The following is a 15,718-nucleotide window of genomic DNA, read 5'->3' on the forward strand; positions in this document are numbered from 1 at the left end:
CATGCTGCTGAAATCCTCCCTGTCCCTGGCGGCCCTGGCGTTCAGCCTGGGCGCTTGCGCCAGTCCCAACGTCCCCGACCGCATCGCCGACGCCCGCACCCCCACCGAGCACTTCGCCGCCACCGCCACCGGCGTGGAGGAGGAGATCGCGCTGGCGATCCACCCCCAGGGCCTGTCCCCCAACCAGGCCACCGCCCTGCTGGACCTCGTGGACAGCTGGCGCGAGGCCGCCACCGGCGGCGCCATCACCGTCCAGGTCCCGGCCGGCGGCGCCGACTCCGGCTTCGCCTACCGCTCGGGGGAGGCCGTGCGCAGCTTCCTGCAGGCCCACGGGGTCGCCGAGGCGATGATCCGTACGGCCGGCTACGACGCCGCCGCCGAGGCCGGGGCCCCGGTGCGGGTCGGCTACACCCGCTATCAGGTGACCCTGCCGCGCTGCGGCCGGGAATGGACCAACATCGCCCACTCGGCCAACAACGAGGTGCAGCCCAATTTCGGCTGCGCGGTGACCGCCAACATGGCCGCCCAGATCGCCAATCCGGCCGACCTGGTGCGCCCGGCCGAGATGGGCCCCTCCGACGCCCAGCGCCGCCTCAACGTGCTGGAGAAGTACCGCAAGGGCGAGAACACCTCCTCGGCCGAGGACAAGCAGGCCAAGGGCGCCATCTCCTCGGTGGCCCCATGACCGGGACCTTCCGCGCATGAAGCCGCAGGCCGATCCCTTCGATCTGGAGTTCGAGGCCGACGACGAGTTCACCTCGCCGTCCAGCGACGCCTGGCGCGAGACGCCGATGGCGCCCGCCGGCTCGGCCGCCGATCCCTTCGCCGACTTCCCCCCGGCCCGCGAGCCCGACGCGCGCGACCCGCGCGGCGACGCCCTGGCCGACGATCTGCACCAGCCCGATCCGCCGCGCCCCCAGGTCCCCAATCCCGTCCACGAGATGATCGCCGGGGCGGAGGCGGCGCTGGGCGAACACACCCTGCCGCGCATCACCATCCACGTCTTCTGCGCCCAGCCCGAGACCGCCGACTTGGTGGAGCGGGCCGCCGCCGACCGCCGCATGGAGCGCGCCGCCGTGGTGGTGCGGATGGGCGGTCTGACCGGCGCCTTCGAGACCTATCAGAACCAGCCCACCCCCTCCCTGGTGATGGTGGAGAGTCTGGATCCCGCGCCCCAGCTGATCGCCCAGCTCGACCAGCTGGCCGAGGTCTGCGACCCCGGCACCAAGGTGGTGGTGATCGGGGCGGCCAACGACATCGCCCTCTATCGCGAGCTGATGCGCCGCGGGGTCAGCGAGTACCTGGTCCCGCCGCTGAACCCGCTGCAGGTGGTGCGCACGGTCACCAGCCTCTACGCCGACCCGTCCGCCCCCTTCGTCGGCCGCCAGATCGCCTTCTGCGGCGCCAAGGGCGGGGCCGGCGCCTCCACCGTGGCCCACAACGTGGCCTATTCCATCACCGAGCGCCTGCACACCGGCGCGGTGCTGGTGGACCTGGACCTGGCCTTCGGCACCGCCGGCCTCGACTTCAACCAGGACCCCTTGCAGGGGGTGGCGGACGCGCTGAGCCAGCCCGACCGCCTGGACCCGGTGCTGATGGACCGGATGATGGCCCGCTGCACCGAGCGGCTGTCGCTGTTCGCCGCCCCGGCCACCCTGGACACCGACTACGACATCGGCCCTGAGGCCTATGAGGAGGTCACCCAGAAGATCCGCTCGGCCGCCCCCTTCGTGGTGCTGGACCTGCCCCACCTGTGGACCGCCTGGACCCGCAAGATCCTGCTGTCCTCCGACGACCTGGTGATCGTGGCGACCCCGGACCTGGCCTCCCTGCGCAACGCCAAGAACATGATCGACCTGGTGCGCCGGGCCCGACCCAACGACGCCCCGCCGCGCCTGGTGCTGAACCAGGTGGGCGTGCCCGGCCGCCCGGAGATCCCGGTGAAGGACTTCGGCGAGGCGCTCGGCCTGACCCCGTCGCTGAGCCTGCCCTTCGATCCCAAGCTGTTCGGCCAGGCGGCCAACAACGGCCAGATGCTGAGCGAGGTGGCCCCCAGGTCGCGGTCCGCCGAGGGCCTGGACTTCCTGGCCCAGCAGATCGCCCGCCGCGACCCGCCGCCGGTGCAGAAGACCTCCCTGTTCGGCAGTCTGTTCAAGCGCAAGTAGATGTTCGGCAAGCGTCCCACCGACGGCGATGCCTCCGCGGCCCGCAAGGCCCCGCCTCCGGCCGCGGCCGAGGGCGTGGCGATCGCCACCCGTCCCCAGAGGATCGATCCGGCCACGGCGCCGGCCCCCTCCGTCGCCCCGGTCAAGGGCGCCCCGGAGATGCAGCGGGCGGGGGGCCAGCCCACGGCCGGCCCCAAGGCGACGCTGGCCTTCGAACAGCTGCGCGCCGCGCAGGGCCCCGCCCCGGCCACCCAGGTGGTGCGCGAGCAGACCGACTACTACCACGCCACCAAGACCACGATCTTCAACGCCCTGATCAACACCATCGACCTGGCCCAGCTCGCCCAGCTGGACGTCAAGCAGGCCGGGGAGGAGATCCGCGACATCGTCGCCGAGCTGGTGGCGATCAAGAACGTGTCGATGTCGGTGGCCGAGCAGGACATGCTCGTCCAGGACATCATCAACGACGTCCTGGGCTACGGGCCGCTGGAGCCGCTGCTGGCCCGCGACGACATCGCCGACATCATGGTCAACGGCGCCGGCCGGGTGTTCATCGAAGTGGCCGGCAAGGTGCAGCTCACCAATGTCCGGTTCCGCGACAACGCCCAGCTGATGAACATCTGCCAGCGGATCGTCAGCCAGGTCGGCCGCCGCGTCGATGAAAGCAGCCCCATCTGCGACGCCCGCCTGCCGGACGGCTCCCGGGTCAACGTCATCGCCCCGCCGCTGTCGCTGGACGGGCCGACCCTGACGATCCGGAAGTTCAAGAAAGACAAGCTGACCATGAAGAACCTGGTGGACTATCAGTCCATCAGCCCCGAGGGGGCGCGGGTTCTGGGCGTGATCGGCGCCTGCCGCTGCAACCTGATCATCTCGGGCGGCACCGGCTCGGGCAAGACCACCCTGCTCAACACGCTCACGGCCTTCATCGACCCCACCGAGCGGGTGGTGACCTGCGAGGACGCGGCCGAACTGCAGCTGCAGCAGCCCCACGTGGTGCGGCTGGAGACCCGGCCCCCCAACCTCGAGGGCCAGGGCCAGATCACCATGCGCGACCTGGTGAAGAACTGCCTGCGGATGCGGCCGGAGCGGATCATCGTCGGCGAAGTCCGTGGCCCGGAGGCCTTCGACCTGCTGCAGGCCATGAACACCGGCCACGACGGCTCCATGGGCACCCTGCACGCCAACTCGCCCCGCGAGGCCATCAGCCGGGTGGAATCGATGATCACCATGGGGGGCTACGGTCTGCCCTCGCGCACCATCCGCGAGATGATCGTCGGCTCGGTGGACGTCATCGTCCAGGCCGCCCGCCTGCGGGACGGCTCGCGCCGCATCACCCACATCACCGAGGTGGTGGGGCTGGAGGGCGACGTGATCATCACCCAGGACCTGTTCGTCTACGAGATCACCGGCGAGGACGCCGACGGCAATGTGGTGGGCCGCCACCGCTCCACCGGCATCGCCCGGCCGCGGTTCTGGGACCGCGCCCGCTATTACGGGCTGGAGCGCGAGCTGGCCGAAGCCCTCGACGCGTCGGAATAGGGATGGGCGCGACCCTCATCACCGCCATGGCCGCCCTGCTGGGCTTCCTGGTGATCGCGGGCCTGGGCCTGGCGCTGTCGGGTCCGGGGACCGGCCAGGCGCGGACCCTGAAGCGGGCCCAGGCCATCGTCGGCGGCCGCGACGCCCCGGCCCAGCGCGGCGGCCGGCGGCCGGCCGTGACCGCCCAGGACCAGCGTCGCCGCCAGATCCTCAAGACCCTGCGCGAGCAGGAGAAACAACAGAAGAAGGCCACCCTGACGGTGGCCGCCAAGCTGCAGCAGGCCGGGCTGGCGGACAATGTCCGCGGCTTCTGGATCATCTGCGGCATCGTCGGGCTGGTGGTGATGGCGCTGGCCATGCTGCTGGGCCAGAAGCCGCTGATCGGCCTGGGCCTGGGCTTCGCCGCCGGCTTCGGCGCGCCGCGCTGGGTGCTGAGCTTCCTGGGGGCCCGGCGCACCAAGAAGTTCACCGAGGCCTTTCCCGACGCCATGGACATCATCACCCGCGGCATCCGCTCGGGCCTGCCGGTGCATGACAGCCTGCGCGTGATCGGCCAGGAGACCCAGGAGCCCCTGGCCGGCGAGTTCAAGCGGCTGGTGGAGGCCATCGGCATGGGGGTCTCGGTCGACCAGGCCCTGGACAAGATGTACGCCCGCATGCCGACCCCGGAGGTGCGGTTCTTCGCCATCGTGCTGGCCATCCAGGCCAAGACCGGGGGCAACCTGGCCGAGGCGCTGGGCAACCTCTCCAGCGTGATCCGGGCGCGCAAGCTGATGCGCGAGAAGATCAAGGCCATGTCCGGCGAGGCGGTGGCCTCGGCCATCATCATCGGCTCGCTGCCGCCCGGCGTGGTGGCCCTGATCAGCGTCACCAGCCCGGCCTATATGAAGCCGATGTTCGACGATCCCCGCGGCCACATGATGCTGGCGGTGGGTGCGTTCTGGATGGCGCTGGGCATCTTCACGATGCGCAAGATGATCAACTTCAAGATCTAGCGGCCATGAACCTGCTCGCCGCCCTCACCAATCCCGACAACCTGCTCTCGGCCTTCGTGGCCCTGGTCTGCTTTGCGACCATCGTCTCGATCGCCATGCCGATGATCAACAAGTCGACCCTGGAGACCCGGCTGAAGTCGGTCTCCTCCCGGCGCGAGGAGCTGAGGCGCAAGTCCCGCGAGGCCCTGGCGGTGAAGAGCAACGGCGGCGGCACCCTGCGCCACGCCGACGAGGGGATGTACAAGAAGGTCGTGGACCGCCTGCAGCTCTCGCGGCTGCTGGAGGACCCCAAGGTGGTGGAGAAGCTGGCCCAGGCCGGGTTCCGCGGTCCCAAGCCGGTCTCCACCTTCTACTTCTTCCGCTTCGTCCTGCCCTTCGCCTTCGCCCTGTCGGCGGCCCTCTACCTGTTCCTGGTCAACGACTTCGGCCTGAGCCCGATGAACCGGGTGGTCTGCTGCGTGGTGGGCCTGACGCTGGGCTACTACGCCCCCAACATCTACATCAGCAACGTGGCCCAGAAGCGCCGGGAGAGCATCGTCGGCGCCTTCCCCGACAGCCTCGACCTGCTGCTGATCTGCGTGGAATCGGGGATGTCCATCGAGGCGGCGATCCAGAAGGTCAGCCAGGAGATCGGCGGCACCTCCATCGAGCTGGCCGAGGAGCTGACCCTGCTGACCGCGGAGATCTCCTACCTGCCCGAGCGGCGGATGGCCTATGAGGGCCTGGCCATGCGGACCAACCATCCCGGCATCCGCTCGGTGACCACGGCCATGATCCAGGCCGAGCGCTACGGCACGCCGCTGGGCGCGGCCCTGCGGGTGATGGCCAAGGAGAACCGCGACATGCGCCTGGCCTTCGCCGAGAAGAAGGCCGCCCAGCTGCCGGCCAAGCTGACCGTGCCGATGATCCTGTTCTTCCTGCCGGTGCTGTTCATCGTCATCCTGGGTCCGGCGGTGATCAAGGTCCAGGACATGGTCGCCCAGCACTAGGCCTGCGCGCCCGGTCCTGTTGAAAACCCGGAAACCCCCGCCTAAATCCCGCGTTTCAGAGGTTCCCGCCCGCCCGTGACCCGCCACGGCGGGGGGCTTTGGGGCGGCCGACCGCGTGAAGAAGCTGTTGCGTAAACCGAGCGTCCAGGCCGTCCTCGGCTGGGCGCTCTGGCTGAACCTGGCGCTGGTGCGGCGCACCACCCGCTGGCGGCACGAGGGGCTGGAGCGGATCGCCCCGGCCCTGGTCGCCGGCCAGCCGGCCATAGCCCTCTTCTGGCACGGCCGCATTCCGCTCTGCCTGGGCCTGGCCCAGATCTGGTGGCGGCGCGAGGGCCTGCGCTGCATGGTCTCCCCCTCCGGCGACGGCGAGTTCATCGCCCGCGCGCTCGCCCGCGCCCGCTTCCCCGCCATCCGCACCTCCTCGGCCCGCAAGGGCGACGCGGCCAAGGCCCGGGCCATCGTGGCGGCCTTCCGCGAGGCGGTGGCCTGGGTGAAGGGCGGCGGGGTGCTGGTGGTGACCCCCGACGGTCCCCGGGGACCCGGCGAGGTGATCGCGCTCGGGTCCCTGCAGATCGCCCGGCGGACCGGGGCGCCGATCTACCTGATGGGGGTGTCGGCGGCCCACGCCATCACCCTCGACACCTGGGACCGGCTGACCTTCGCCTGGCCGTTCGGGCGCGGGGCGACGGTGTGGGAGGGGCCCTTCCACGTGCCGGCCGAGGCCGACGACGCCGCCCTGCAGACCCTGGCCGACGAGCTGTCGCGGCGGCTGAGCGCGGTGACCCGGCGGGCCGACCTGCTGGCGGGGGCGGGCCGGGCGCGACAGGCCGAGGCCCAGGACTTCCGCGGCCGCGAGGGCCTGCCGGGCTAGGGGAGGGGACGTTTACCCGTCCTTGAGGCGTTTGGCCGCAGGATGGGGCCATGCCGCGTCCCGAGAACCTCAAGCCGCTCACGACCCTGCGCATCTTCGCCGCGGCCTGGGTGGTGCTCTACCACTACTGGCCGCAGCTGGCGGCGGGCGCGCGACCCAACGCGGTGGAGAAGGGCTATCTGGGGGTGGAGCTGTTCTTCGTCCTCTCGGGCTTCATCCTCTGCCACGTCTATCTGCAGAGCTTCGGGGAAAAGCGGTTCTCCTATGGCAGCTTCCTGTGGGCGCGGCTGGCGCGGATCTATCCCGTCCACCTGGCGACCCTCGGGGGCCTGGCGGCCCTGATCGCCGCGGCCTCGGCGGCCGGCTTCTCGGCCGGGGACAATGTGGTGGTCTGGAGTTCGCTGCCGGCCCAGGTGCTGCTGCTGCAGGCCTGGGGCCTGGCGCCCGACGGGGGCTGGAACCATCCCTCCTGGTCGATCTCCGCCGAGTGGTTCGCCTATGTCACCTTCCCGGCCTTCGCCCTGGCCTTCTGGCCCCTGCGGGCCAAGCCGTGGCTGGCGACCCTGCTGGCCGGCCTGCTGGTGGCGGCGCTGAACCTGATCTTCCCGCTGATCTCCGGCTATCCCCTCACCGAGGCCACCACGGCCTGGGGGGCGCTGCGGATCGTGCCCTGCTTCGCCTTCGGCTGCGCCGTCTACCTGCTGTGGCGCAACCGGGTGGTGACCTCCCAGGCCGGCGCCAAGGGCCTGGCCGCGGGCCTGCTGATCGCCATCGCCGGCGGGGCGGGCTTCGAGCTGCCGGACTTCCTGATGGTGCTGCTGTTCGGCGGCCTGATCCTGGCGCTCGCCAGCATGGCCAGCACGGGCTCGAAGATCATGGGCTCGTCGCTGGGGGTCTATCTCGGCGAGGTGAGCTTCTCGGTCTACATGATCTGCATCCCGTGGGAGCTGGTCTTCACCCGCGTCGCCCGCGCGGGCCTGGGCCTGGACGAGGGGCCGCTGCCCTGGCCGGTCTGGACGGCGATGTTCGCGGGCGTGATCCCGGCGGCCATGGTCCTGCACCACCTGGTGGAGCGCCCGGCGCGTAACGCCATGCGGGCCTGGGAAGTCTCCGGCTTCCGGCTCGGCGGCGCGCGGGCCGCGGCGGAGCCGACCTAGAGCCTACTGGGCGGTGCGGACGGAGTCCCAGGAACGGGGCGGTCCGGCCGGGTTGGGCGCCACGGCGCGCAGGAAGGCCATGTTGTTGGCCACCGCCTCGGGCGGCAGGTCCTGGCGCACCAGCTTCTCGGCCTCGTCGAAGCGACCCTGCAGGCCCAGCACCAGGGCCAGGTTCTGACGCACCGCCATGGGGGCGCCGGGCTTGGCGGCGGCGGTGCGCAGCAGGGTCTCGGCCTGGGGCGCGTCCCCGTGGCTGGCGTAGAACAGGGCCAGATTGCACAGGACGGCGGGGTTGTCCGGGGCCAGGGCCGCGGCCTGGCGGTGGGCCTCCAGGGCCTCCTCCGGGCGGCCGGCCTGCTCATAGGCCACGCCGAGCAGGGAGGGGGGACGCCAGTCGCGCGGGGCCAGGACCTGGGCCTGGCGGGCGGGCTCGATGCCGTAGAAGCCCTGGCCCGAGCCGACCTTGGCGCGGGCGACCTCCAGCAGGGCCTCGACGTTCTTGGGATCGATCACCAGGACCCGCTGGGCGGCCTGGGCGGCGTCGTCGTACTTGCCCATGGCGCGCAGGGCCTGGGCGAGGTTCACCCCGGCCTCGGCGTCGCGGGGATCGATGTCGGTCTCCCGGCCCCAGAAGGCGGCGCGCGCCAGGGGATCGAGGCGGGCGGCCAGGCCGCGTTCCTCGGCCGTGGCGCGCTGGGGCGCTGCGGGGGCCGGCGCGGCCTTGACCTCCGCGGGCTTGGCGGCGGCGGCGGCCGGCAGGGCGGCAGCGAGGCTGAGGGCCAGGGCGGTTGCGGCGAGCGCCGACATGCGACACATGGACAGACAGGCTCCGGGATGATCCTCGACACCATCCCCCAGCCGCTTAAAGGAAGCGTTAAGCATAAAGCGGGCCCTGGCGCCCGCGTCAGGGCCGATCCATGACCGAAGTGATCCTTGCGACCTCCGAGCGCGCCACCGTCCCGGTGCACGCCCTGTACGACGGCGAGCTGGAGGGGTTCCTGGCGGGGCAGGGCGCCTTCGCCAGGGCCTATGCCGAGCTCTCCGAGTTCAAGGCCAAGGCTGGCCAGGTCCTGGTCCTGCCCGGCGCGGAGGGGACGATCGCGGCGGCGCTGTTCGGCCTGGGGTCCAGCCCCGCCGATCCGATGGTGTTCCGCGGCCTGCCGGCCAAGCTGCCCACCGCGGACTACGCCATGGCCACGACCCCGGCCGGGATCAGCCCCGACCAGATCGCGCTCGCCTTCGCCTTAGGCAGCTACAAATTCGACCGTTACAAGCAGAAGAAGACCCATGACCGGCCGCGCCTGGTGGCGCAGGGCGCCGACGTCGCCGAGGTCAACTCCATCGCCCACGCCTGCGCCCTGGCCCGCGACATGGTCAATACGCCGGCCAACGACCTGGGCCCCCTGCAGCTGGAGACCATCGCCCGGGAGATCGCCGAGCAGTACGGCGCCGCCATCACCGTGGTGACCGGGGAGGGGCTGCTGGAGGCCAACTATCCCGCCGTCCACGCCGTGGGCCGCGCCGCCGTCGAGGCCCGCGCGCCGCGCATGATCGAGATGAGCTGGGGGGAGGCGGGCAAGCCCCTGGTCTGCCTGGTGGGCAAGGGCGTCGTCTTCGACACCGGCGGCCTGGACATCAAGCCCTCGGCCGGCATGCGTCAGATGAAGAAGGACATGGGGGGCGCCGCTCACGTCCTGGCGCTGGGGCGGATGATCATGGCCGCCCGGCTGCCGGTGCGGCTGTCGATCCTGGTCCCGGTGGCGGAGAACGCCATCAGCGGCGACGCCATGCGGCCTGGGGACATCCTGGACAGCCGCAAGGGCCTGACCATCGAGGTGGGCAACACCGACGCCGAGGGCCGCCTGATCCTGGCCGACGCCCTCACCCGCGCCTGCGAGCTGGAGCCGGCCCTGACCCTGGATCTCGCCACCCTGACCGGGGCGGCGCGCGCCGCGCTGGGCCCGCAACTGCCGCCCTTCTATACCGACGACGAGGAACTGGCCGGCCAGATCGAGGCGGCGATGAACCAGGTGTCCGACCCCATGTGGCGGATGCCGCTGTGGAAGGGCTATGTCGACGCCCTGGACAGCGACGTGGCCGACATCAAGAACGATCCCGACGGCTGGGCCCAGGCGGGCTCGGTGACCGCCGCCCTCTTCCTGCAGCGGTTCGCGCCGGCCGGCGCCTGGGCGCACTTCGACATCTTCGCCTGGAACCCGCGCAACCGGCCGGGCTGGACGGCGGGCGCGGAGGCGCAGGCCATCCGGGCGCTCTACCAGATGATCCGGACGCGGTTTGCGTGAGCCGCGACCCACGTAACACCCTGGCCCGTCCCGACCTGGCCGCCCGGTCCCTGGAAGGGCTGGCGGCGGCCGGCACCTATGCCGATCCGACCCCGATGACGGCGGCCGCGCCCGCCGCCGCCCTGCGCGCCGCGCCGGACGGGGACGCCGAGCAGGTGGATCAGGTGCTGTTCGGCGAGACCTTCGAGGTGCTGGAGGAGAGGGCCGGCTTCTGCTGGGGCCAGGCGCCCCGCGACGGCTATGTGGGCTATGTGGCCCGCGCCGACCTCGCCCCCCTGGCGCCAGCCCCGACCCACCGGGTGGCGGCGATCCGCACCTACGCCTTCAAGGATCCCAGCATCAAGAGCCGGGCGCTTGGCCCCTATTGCCTGGGCGCCCTGGTGGCGGTGGAGGCCCGGGAGGGCCGGTTCGCCAAGGCCGCCGGGTCCGGCTGGTTCGTCGAGGAGCACCTGTCGCCCATCGGGGTCTTCGAGACCGACTTCGTGGCGGTGGCGCAGCGCTATCTCGGCGCGCCCTATCTGTGGGGCGGGCGCGAGAGCCTGGGACTGGACTGCTCGGGCCTGGTGCAGCAGGCCCTGCTGGCCTGCGGCCGGGCCTGCCCGCGGGACACCGACCAGCAGGCGCTCATGGGACAGGCCGTGCGAGCCGAAGCCCTCTTGAGAGGCGACCTGGTGTTCTGGCGCGGTCACGTGGCGATCCTGCTGGACCCGGCCACCATCCTGCACGCCAACGCCCACCACATGGCCGTGGCCGTCGAGCCGCTGGCCGAGGCGGTGGCGCGGATCGCGGCCACCAGCACGGGCCAGCCGACGGCCTATCGGCGGCTCTGGGGCTGATGTTCAACCGCTCACCCCGGCCAAGGCCGGGACCCAAATCCATCTGCTGAATTCAGGATTGCTGGCTCAGGCCGTGACCTATGACCTGGGTCCCGGCCTTCGCCGGGATGAGCGGGTCTTGACGCGCCCATACGAAAAGACCCCCCGCGAGGCGGAGGGCCCTGTCGTCCGGTCCTGCCCCCGAGGGGGCGAGGCGGCGTCCTACTTGGTGGCGGTCGGAGCCGCGGCCGCGCCCGTGGTGGGGGCTTGGCCGGCGGGGCCGCCGGCGGTGGCGGGCGGCGTGGCCGTCGAGCCGGTGGCGGTGGGGGTCGCAGCCGTGGCCGCGGCGCCTTCGGCCGGGGCGGCGGGCGCCGCGGCGGCCGCCGGGTTCGGGGCCGGGAACGGGATGGTGGCGCCCTTGGTGTGCAGGTAGGCCAGCAGGTTGATGCGGTCTTCCGGCTTCTTCAGGCCGACGAAGCCCATCTTGGTGCCGGGCACGTCCTTGGCGGGGTTCTTGATGAACTCCGACAGGCGCTCGAAGTCCCAGACCGGGTTCTTGGCGCCGTACTCGACCATGGCGGCCGAATAGGCGAAGCCGGCATGGCTGCCGGGCTTGCGGCCGACGATGCCCCACTGGTTCGGGCCGGTGCCGTTGGCGCCGCCCTGATCGATGGTGTGGCAGGACTTGCACTTGGCGAAGACCGCCTCGCCCGCGGCGACGTCGGCGGTCGGCAGGACCGTCCCCCAGTCGATCGGGGCCTCGACGGCCGGGCCGCCGGGGCCGGCTTCGGCCGCCACTTCGATGGCGTAGCCAGGCTTCTCGGCCTTTTCGGTCGAGAAGATGCCGTTGGAAAGTTCGCGAAGGCCGACAATGGCCAGACCCGTCGCCAGCACGGCGCCGGCGACTTTGTTGAACGTAAGGTCGCTCATCGTCTTGAAATCGGCCCTCTAATCGGCCGGTCCGAAGACCGGCGGAAGCGCGGGAATCCCCGCCCCTTATTGCGCCCGCGTCTCTTACACGCTACCGGCGCTGGCGCAACCGGCCAGTTGGTTGCTCCAGGATACTATGAACCCGATCGTCCTTATTCCCGCGCGTCTTGCGGCCACCCGCCTGCCCAACAAGCCCCTCGCCGATATCGAGGGCGTGCCCATGATCGTGCGGGTTCTGCGCCAGGCCCAGGCCGCCAACCTCGGTCCGGTAGCCGTGGCCGCGGGTGATTCGGCGATCGTCGAGGCGGTGACGGCGGCCGGCGGGCGGGCGGTGCTCACCGATCCCGACCTGCCCTCGGGCTCCGACCGCCTGGTGGCGGCCCTGGCGGAACTGGATCCGCAGGGCGCCCACGACGTGGTGATCAACCTGCAGGGCGACATGCCCTTCGTGGCGCCGGCCGACATCGCCGCCTGCGCGGCGCTGCTGGAGGACCAGCCCTCCTGCGACATCGCCACCATCGTGGAGAAGGAGTCCTCGCCGGAGGTCCGCACCAATCCCGACATGGTTAAGGCGGTGCTGGCCATGGCGGCGGACGGCAAGACCGGCCGGGCGCTCTACTTCACCCGCTCGACCCTCTATGGGGACGGGCCGGTCTGGCATCACCACGGGATCTACGCCTATCGCCGGGCGGCCCTGGAGGCCTTCACCAAGGCCCCGCCCTCGCCGCTTGAGCGGCGCGAGAAGCTGGAGCAGCTGCGGGCCATGGAGCTGGGGCTCACCATCTGGGCGACGGTGGTCGACTCCGCGCCCATCTCGGTGGACAACCCCGCCGATCTGGAGCGGGCGCGGGCCTTTGCTCGCCAGCTTAGGGACAAGTCATGACCAAGGGACGGATCGCCTTCCAGGGCGAGCTGGGGGCCAACAGCCACGAGGCGTGCCTGGCGGCCTTCCCGGATATGGAGCCGGTGGCCCACCCGACCTTCGAGGAGGCCTTCGAGGCCATCAAGACCGGCGACTGCCAGCTGGGCATGATCCCGGTGGAGAACTCCATCGCCGGGCGGGTGGCCGATGTGCACCACCTGCTGCCCAACTCGGGCCTGAAGATCATCGGCGAGCGGTTCAAGCCGATCCACTTCCAGCTGATGGCCAATCCCGGGGTGAAGCTGGAGGACCTGAAGACGGTGTCCTCCATGCCCATCGCGCTCGCCCAATGCCGCCAGGTGGTGCGCCGCCTGAAGCTGCGGGCCGAGCCGGTGGGGGACACCGCGCTGTCGGCCAAGCTGCTGGCCGAGAAGCCCGACCCCGCCAAGGCCGCCATCGCCCCGGCGCTCGCCGCCCAGCTCTACGGCCTGGAGATCCTGGCCCGCGACGTCGAGGACACCCACAACAACACCACCCGCTTCCTGGTGATGACCGCCGATCCCCATCCGCCGGCGCCGCCCTTCACCAGCCCCTGCATCACCAGCTTCGTCTTCCGGGTGCGCAACATGCCCGCGGCCCTCTACAAGGCCATGGGGGGGTTCGCCACCAATGGGGTGAACATGACCAAGCTGGAGAGCTACATGGAGAACGGCGCCTTCACGGCGACCTTCTTCTACGCCGAGGTGGACGGCCGGCCCGAGGACCGCAGCCTGGCGCTGGCCTTCGAGGAGCTGCAGTTCTTCTCCGAGCGCTTCGAGATCCTGGGGGTCTATCCCGCCGATCCCTTCCGGGCCCACGTCTGATGCGCACCATCGAGATGGACGGGGCGGCCTATCCCAGCATCAAGGCCTTCTGCGAGGACCTGAAGAGCGAGATCCGCGCCCTGCCGGGGCATGGGAACAGCATTGAATCCTTCGTGGACTCGATGATCTGGGCCAACGGCATGAGCGAGCTTCCGCCCCCCTACATGATCCGGGTGCGCGGCCTGCACGGCGGGCCGCTGGCCGAGTTCGTCAAGGACCTGTCAAATGCGCTCGGCCAGGCCCGGATGGAGGTCCGCAACCGCCGGGCCGAGGACGTCGAGGTCATCCTGACGCTGCGGCGGTAGGGCGCTCTTCTCCTCTCCCACTTGTGGGAGACGGTAGGGTGAGGGCTCTTTCCGAGGTCCGGAAACTCACCACGTCAGCAACGCGCAGCCCTGCTGCGCGCCCCTCACCCTACCCTCTCCCCATGAATGGGGAGAGGAGAAGAGGTTCCTAGGCCGCCGCGGCGATCAGTCCGTCGTCGATCTCGCGGGCGCGGACGGCGGCGGGGCGCGCGGCCATGCGCTCGGCATAGGCCGCGAAGGCGGGCCGCGCCTCGATGGAGCCCATCTGCAGGCCCCAGCCCAGGTGGGCGCCCAGATAGAGGTCGGCGACGGTGAAGTGGTCGCCGGCCACGTAGTCGCGACCGGTGACGGCCTTCTCCAGGGTGTCCAGGACGTCAGTCAGACAGCCCCAGCCGGCCATCATGCGGCGCTCGGACGGCACCTCGAAGCCGAGGTTCTTGACGGTGACGGCGCTCTCCAACGGCCCGGCGGCGAAGAACAGCCAGCGGTAATAGTCGCCGCGGTGACGGTCGCCGTGCGGCGGCGCAAGGTTCGCCTGCGGGAAGGCGTCGGCCAGATAGGCGCAGATGGCGGCGGCCTCGGTGACCACGGTGTCGCCGTGCTTGATCGTGGGCACCTTGCCCATGGGATTGATCGCCAGGAAGTCCGGCGCCTTCAGGGCCGGAAACTCCATCAGCACGGTCTCATAGGGCTGACCCACCTCCTCCAGCATCCAGCGGATGATGCGGCCCCGGGACATGGGGTTGGTGTAGAAGACGATCTTGTCCGACATGGGTGTTCCTCCGTGATGGAGAGACCCTAGACCTGTTCTGCTGACAGCAGCGTGGCAGCAGTCGTCAGCTCTCCGCCCAGGCCTTGATGAGCTGGTGGGCTATGGCCATGGGGCCGGGGGCGAAGGTGTTCTCCAGCTTGCCGGCCAGGAGCAGGCGGGCCTCCTCCTTGGTGAACCAGCGGACTTCCGAGAGCTCGGTCTGGTCGGGGGTGGCGTCGTCGTCCTCCACCTGGGCGATCAGGCCGATCATCAGGGAGGACGGATAGGGCCAGGGCTGGGTGGAGTGGTAGACGACCGAGGCGGTCTTCAGGCCCGCCTCCTCGTGCAGTTCGCGGGCGCAGGCCTCCTCGATGGTCTCGCCGGGCTCCAGGAAGCCGGCCAGGGAAGAGAACATGCCCTTGGGCCAGACTTCCTGTCGGCCCAGCATGCAGCGCTCGCCGTGCACGGCCAGCATGATCACCACCGGGTCGGTGCGGGGGAAGTGCTCGGCGTTGCAGGCCGGGCAGGCGCGCTTCCAGCCGCCCTCGGCCACCATGGAGGGCTCGCCGCAGTTGGCGCAGTGCTTGTGGCGGCGGCGCCATTCGAACATCTGCTTGGCGGTGGCCAGGATGGCGGCGTCGGTGTGGGGCAGGCGGGTGGCGAGCGCACGCAGGTCCTCGAAGCGGCCCAGGCCCGCCAGGGGGCCGTCGCAGGGATCGGCGCCGCCCTCGATGTCGAGGGCGAAGACCGCGGTCTCCTTCCACAGGCCCATGAACAGCAGGCGCTCGGCGCCGCCGGCCATCTCGGCCACCATCTTGGCCGGCAGGTAGGCGATCTGAACGCCGCCGTCCTTGCTGGTCTCCACCAGGGGCTTGCCGTTCCAGATGGCGAGACCGAGGGACTCGTCGGACTTCAGCCGCTCGTTTAGCCAGTCGTCGTCCTTCCGGCGCTCGCTGGCGCGGTTCAGGGGGTTTCCGGCGAAGGTGTTCTGGAAGGAAGAAAGAGCCATGAAAGCTCTCTTAGCGTCGCCCAAGCTTGCGCGCGAGCCTCAAGGTCGCGATATAGGGGGTGGAGATCGGCGACGGGCGGACGCCTCGCCAACCCGGTCAGGTCCGGAAGGAAGCAGCCGCAACGAGTTTCGCTCCGGGTCGTCGTTCGGTCTCCACCCTA

At 70.9% G+C, this 15,718-nt stretch carries 16 protein-coding genes and 1 other RNA gene; 13 read left to right on the forward strand and 4 right to left on the reverse strand.

Features of this window, described 5'->3' with window-relative positions; all coding sequences use genetic code 11:
- Position 1: 1 nt before the first annotated feature.
- From AC1RN5_RS18595 to AC1RN5_RS18625, 7 genes are all read left to right on the forward strand, one after another.
- Positions 2-685 (forward strand): CpaD family pilus assembly protein, encoded by a 684-nt coding sequence (locus AC1RN5_RS18595; RefSeq protein WP_493042756.1) that lies wholly within the window; start codon positions 2-4, stop codon positions 683-685.
- Positions 686-701: 16 nt separating this feature from the next.
- A complete protein-coding gene (locus AC1RN5_RS18600) occupies positions 702-2,165 on the forward strand; it encodes a CpaE/TadZ family protein (protein WP_493042758.1) in 1,464 nt (487 codons plus the stop codon).
- Entirely contained in the window at positions 2,166-3,707 is a 1,542-nt protein-coding gene (locus AC1RN5_RS18605) for a TadA family conjugal transfer-associated ATPase (RefSeq protein WP_493042760.1), read from the forward strand.
- A gap of 2 nt (positions 3,708-3,709) precedes the next feature.
- Positions 3,710-4,702: a type II secretion system F family protein gene (locus AC1RN5_RS18610; RefSeq protein WP_493042762.1), complete on the forward strand. Its 993-nt coding sequence runs from the start codon at positions 3,710-3,712 to the stop codon at positions 4,700-4,702.
- 5 nt (positions 4,703-4,707) lie between these two features.
- Complete coding sequence (locus tag AC1RN5_RS18615) at positions 4,708-5,691, forward strand: type II secretion system F family protein (RefSeq protein WP_493042764.1); 984 nt, start codon at positions 4,708-4,710, stop codon at positions 5,689-5,691.
- 127 nt (positions 5,692-5,818) lie between these two features.
- Positions 5,819-6,562 carry a lysophospholipid acyltransferase family protein gene (locus tag AC1RN5_RS18620; RefSeq protein WP_493042766.1) on the forward strand — a complete coding sequence of 248 codons (744 nt, stop codon included), beginning with the start codon at positions 5,819-5,821 and terminating at the stop codon, positions 6,560-6,562.
- 50 nt (positions 6,563-6,612) lie between these two features.
- Positions 6,613-7,719: an acyltransferase family protein gene (locus AC1RN5_RS18625; RefSeq protein ID WP_493042768.1), complete on the forward strand. Its 1,107-nt coding sequence runs from the start codon at positions 6,613-6,615 to the stop codon at positions 7,717-7,719.
- Positions 7,720-7,722: 3 nt separating this feature from the next.
- On the opposite strand, the gene AC1RN5_RS18630 is transcribed toward AC1RN5_RS18625, so the two are convergent.
- Positions 7,723-8,535 carry a tetratricopeptide repeat protein gene (locus AC1RN5_RS18630; RefSeq protein ID WP_493042769.1) on the reverse strand — a complete coding sequence of 271 codons (813 nt, stop codon included), beginning with the start codon at positions 8,533-8,535 and terminating at the stop codon, positions 7,723-7,725.
- Between the two features lie 101 nt (positions 8,536-8,636).
- Between AC1RN5_RS18630 and AC1RN5_RS18635 the strand changes: the two genes are divergently transcribed.
- Both AC1RN5_RS18635 and AC1RN5_RS18640 read left to right on the forward strand, forming a co-directional pair.
- Positions 8,637-10,022, forward strand: coding sequence for a leucyl aminopeptidase family protein (locus AC1RN5_RS18635; protein WP_493042771.1), 1,386 nt, complete (start codon positions 8,637-8,639; stop codon positions 10,020-10,022).
- Positions 10,019-10,858, forward strand: a complete 840-nt coding sequence (locus AC1RN5_RS18640; protein WP_493042774.1) for a C40 family peptidase — start codon at positions 10,019-10,021, stop codon at positions 10,856-10,858. The genes AC1RN5_RS18635 and AC1RN5_RS18640 overlap by 4 nt, the downstream gene beginning before the upstream one ends.
- A 201-nt stretch (positions 10,859-11,059) precedes the next feature.
- On the opposite strand, the gene AC1RN5_RS18645 is transcribed toward AC1RN5_RS18640, so the two are convergent.
- The gene (locus AC1RN5_RS18645) at positions 11,060-11,767 is read right to left on the reverse strand and encodes a c-type cytochrome (protein ID WP_493042776.1); all 708 of its coding nucleotides are present in this window, start codon (positions 11,765-11,767) and stop codon (positions 11,060-11,062) included.
- Positions 11,768-11,903: 136 nt separating this feature from the next.
- On the opposite strand from AC1RN5_RS18645, the gene AC1RN5_RS18650 reads away from it, so the two are divergent.
- Genes AC1RN5_RS18650 through AC1RN5_RS18660 form a run of 3 tightly spaced genes read left to right on the forward strand, consistent with a single transcriptional unit; the run spans position 11,904 to position 13,797 of the window.
- Positions 11,904-12,650 (forward strand): 3-deoxy-manno-octulosonate cytidylyltransferase, encoded by a 747-nt coding sequence (locus AC1RN5_RS18650; protein ID WP_493042777.1) that lies wholly within the window; start codon positions 11,904-11,906, stop codon positions 12,648-12,650.
- The gene (locus AC1RN5_RS18655) at positions 12,647-13,492 is read left to right on the forward strand and encodes a prephenate dehydratase (RefSeq protein ID WP_493042779.1); all 846 of its coding nucleotides are present in this window, start codon (positions 12,647-12,649) and stop codon (positions 13,490-13,492) included. The genes AC1RN5_RS18650 and AC1RN5_RS18655 overlap by 4 nt, the downstream gene beginning before the upstream one ends.
- Entirely contained in the window at positions 13,492-13,797 is a 306-nt protein-coding gene (locus AC1RN5_RS18660) for a hypothetical protein (RefSeq protein WP_421934159.1), read from the forward strand. Before AC1RN5_RS18655 ends, AC1RN5_RS18660 begins: the two co-directional genes overlap by 1 nt.
- Positions 13,798-13,945: 148 nt before the next feature.
- Here the strand turns inward: AC1RN5_RS18660 and AC1RN5_RS18665 are convergent, their stop codons facing one another.
- Positions 13,946-14,569: a glutathione S-transferase family protein gene (locus AC1RN5_RS18665; RefSeq protein ID WP_493042781.1), complete on the reverse strand. Its 624-nt coding sequence runs from the start codon at positions 14,567-14,569 to the stop codon at positions 13,946-13,948.
- A 64-nt stretch (positions 14,570-14,633) separates the two neighbouring features.
- Complete coding sequence (gene nudC / locus AC1RN5_RS18670; RefSeq protein ID WP_493042783.1) at positions 14,634-15,557, reverse strand: NAD(+) diphosphatase; 924 nt, start codon at positions 15,555-15,557, stop codon at positions 14,634-14,636.
- 60 nt (positions 15,558-15,617) lie between these two features.
- Between nudC and ffs the strand changes: the two genes are divergently transcribed.
- Positions 15,618-15,716, forward strand: an RNA gene (gene ffs / locus AC1RN5_RS18675) — signal recognition particle sRNA small type.
- Positions 15,717-15,718 lie beyond the last annotated feature (2 nt).

This window comes from Phenylobacterium sp. GW821-FHT12F10, from assembly GCF_058806695.1.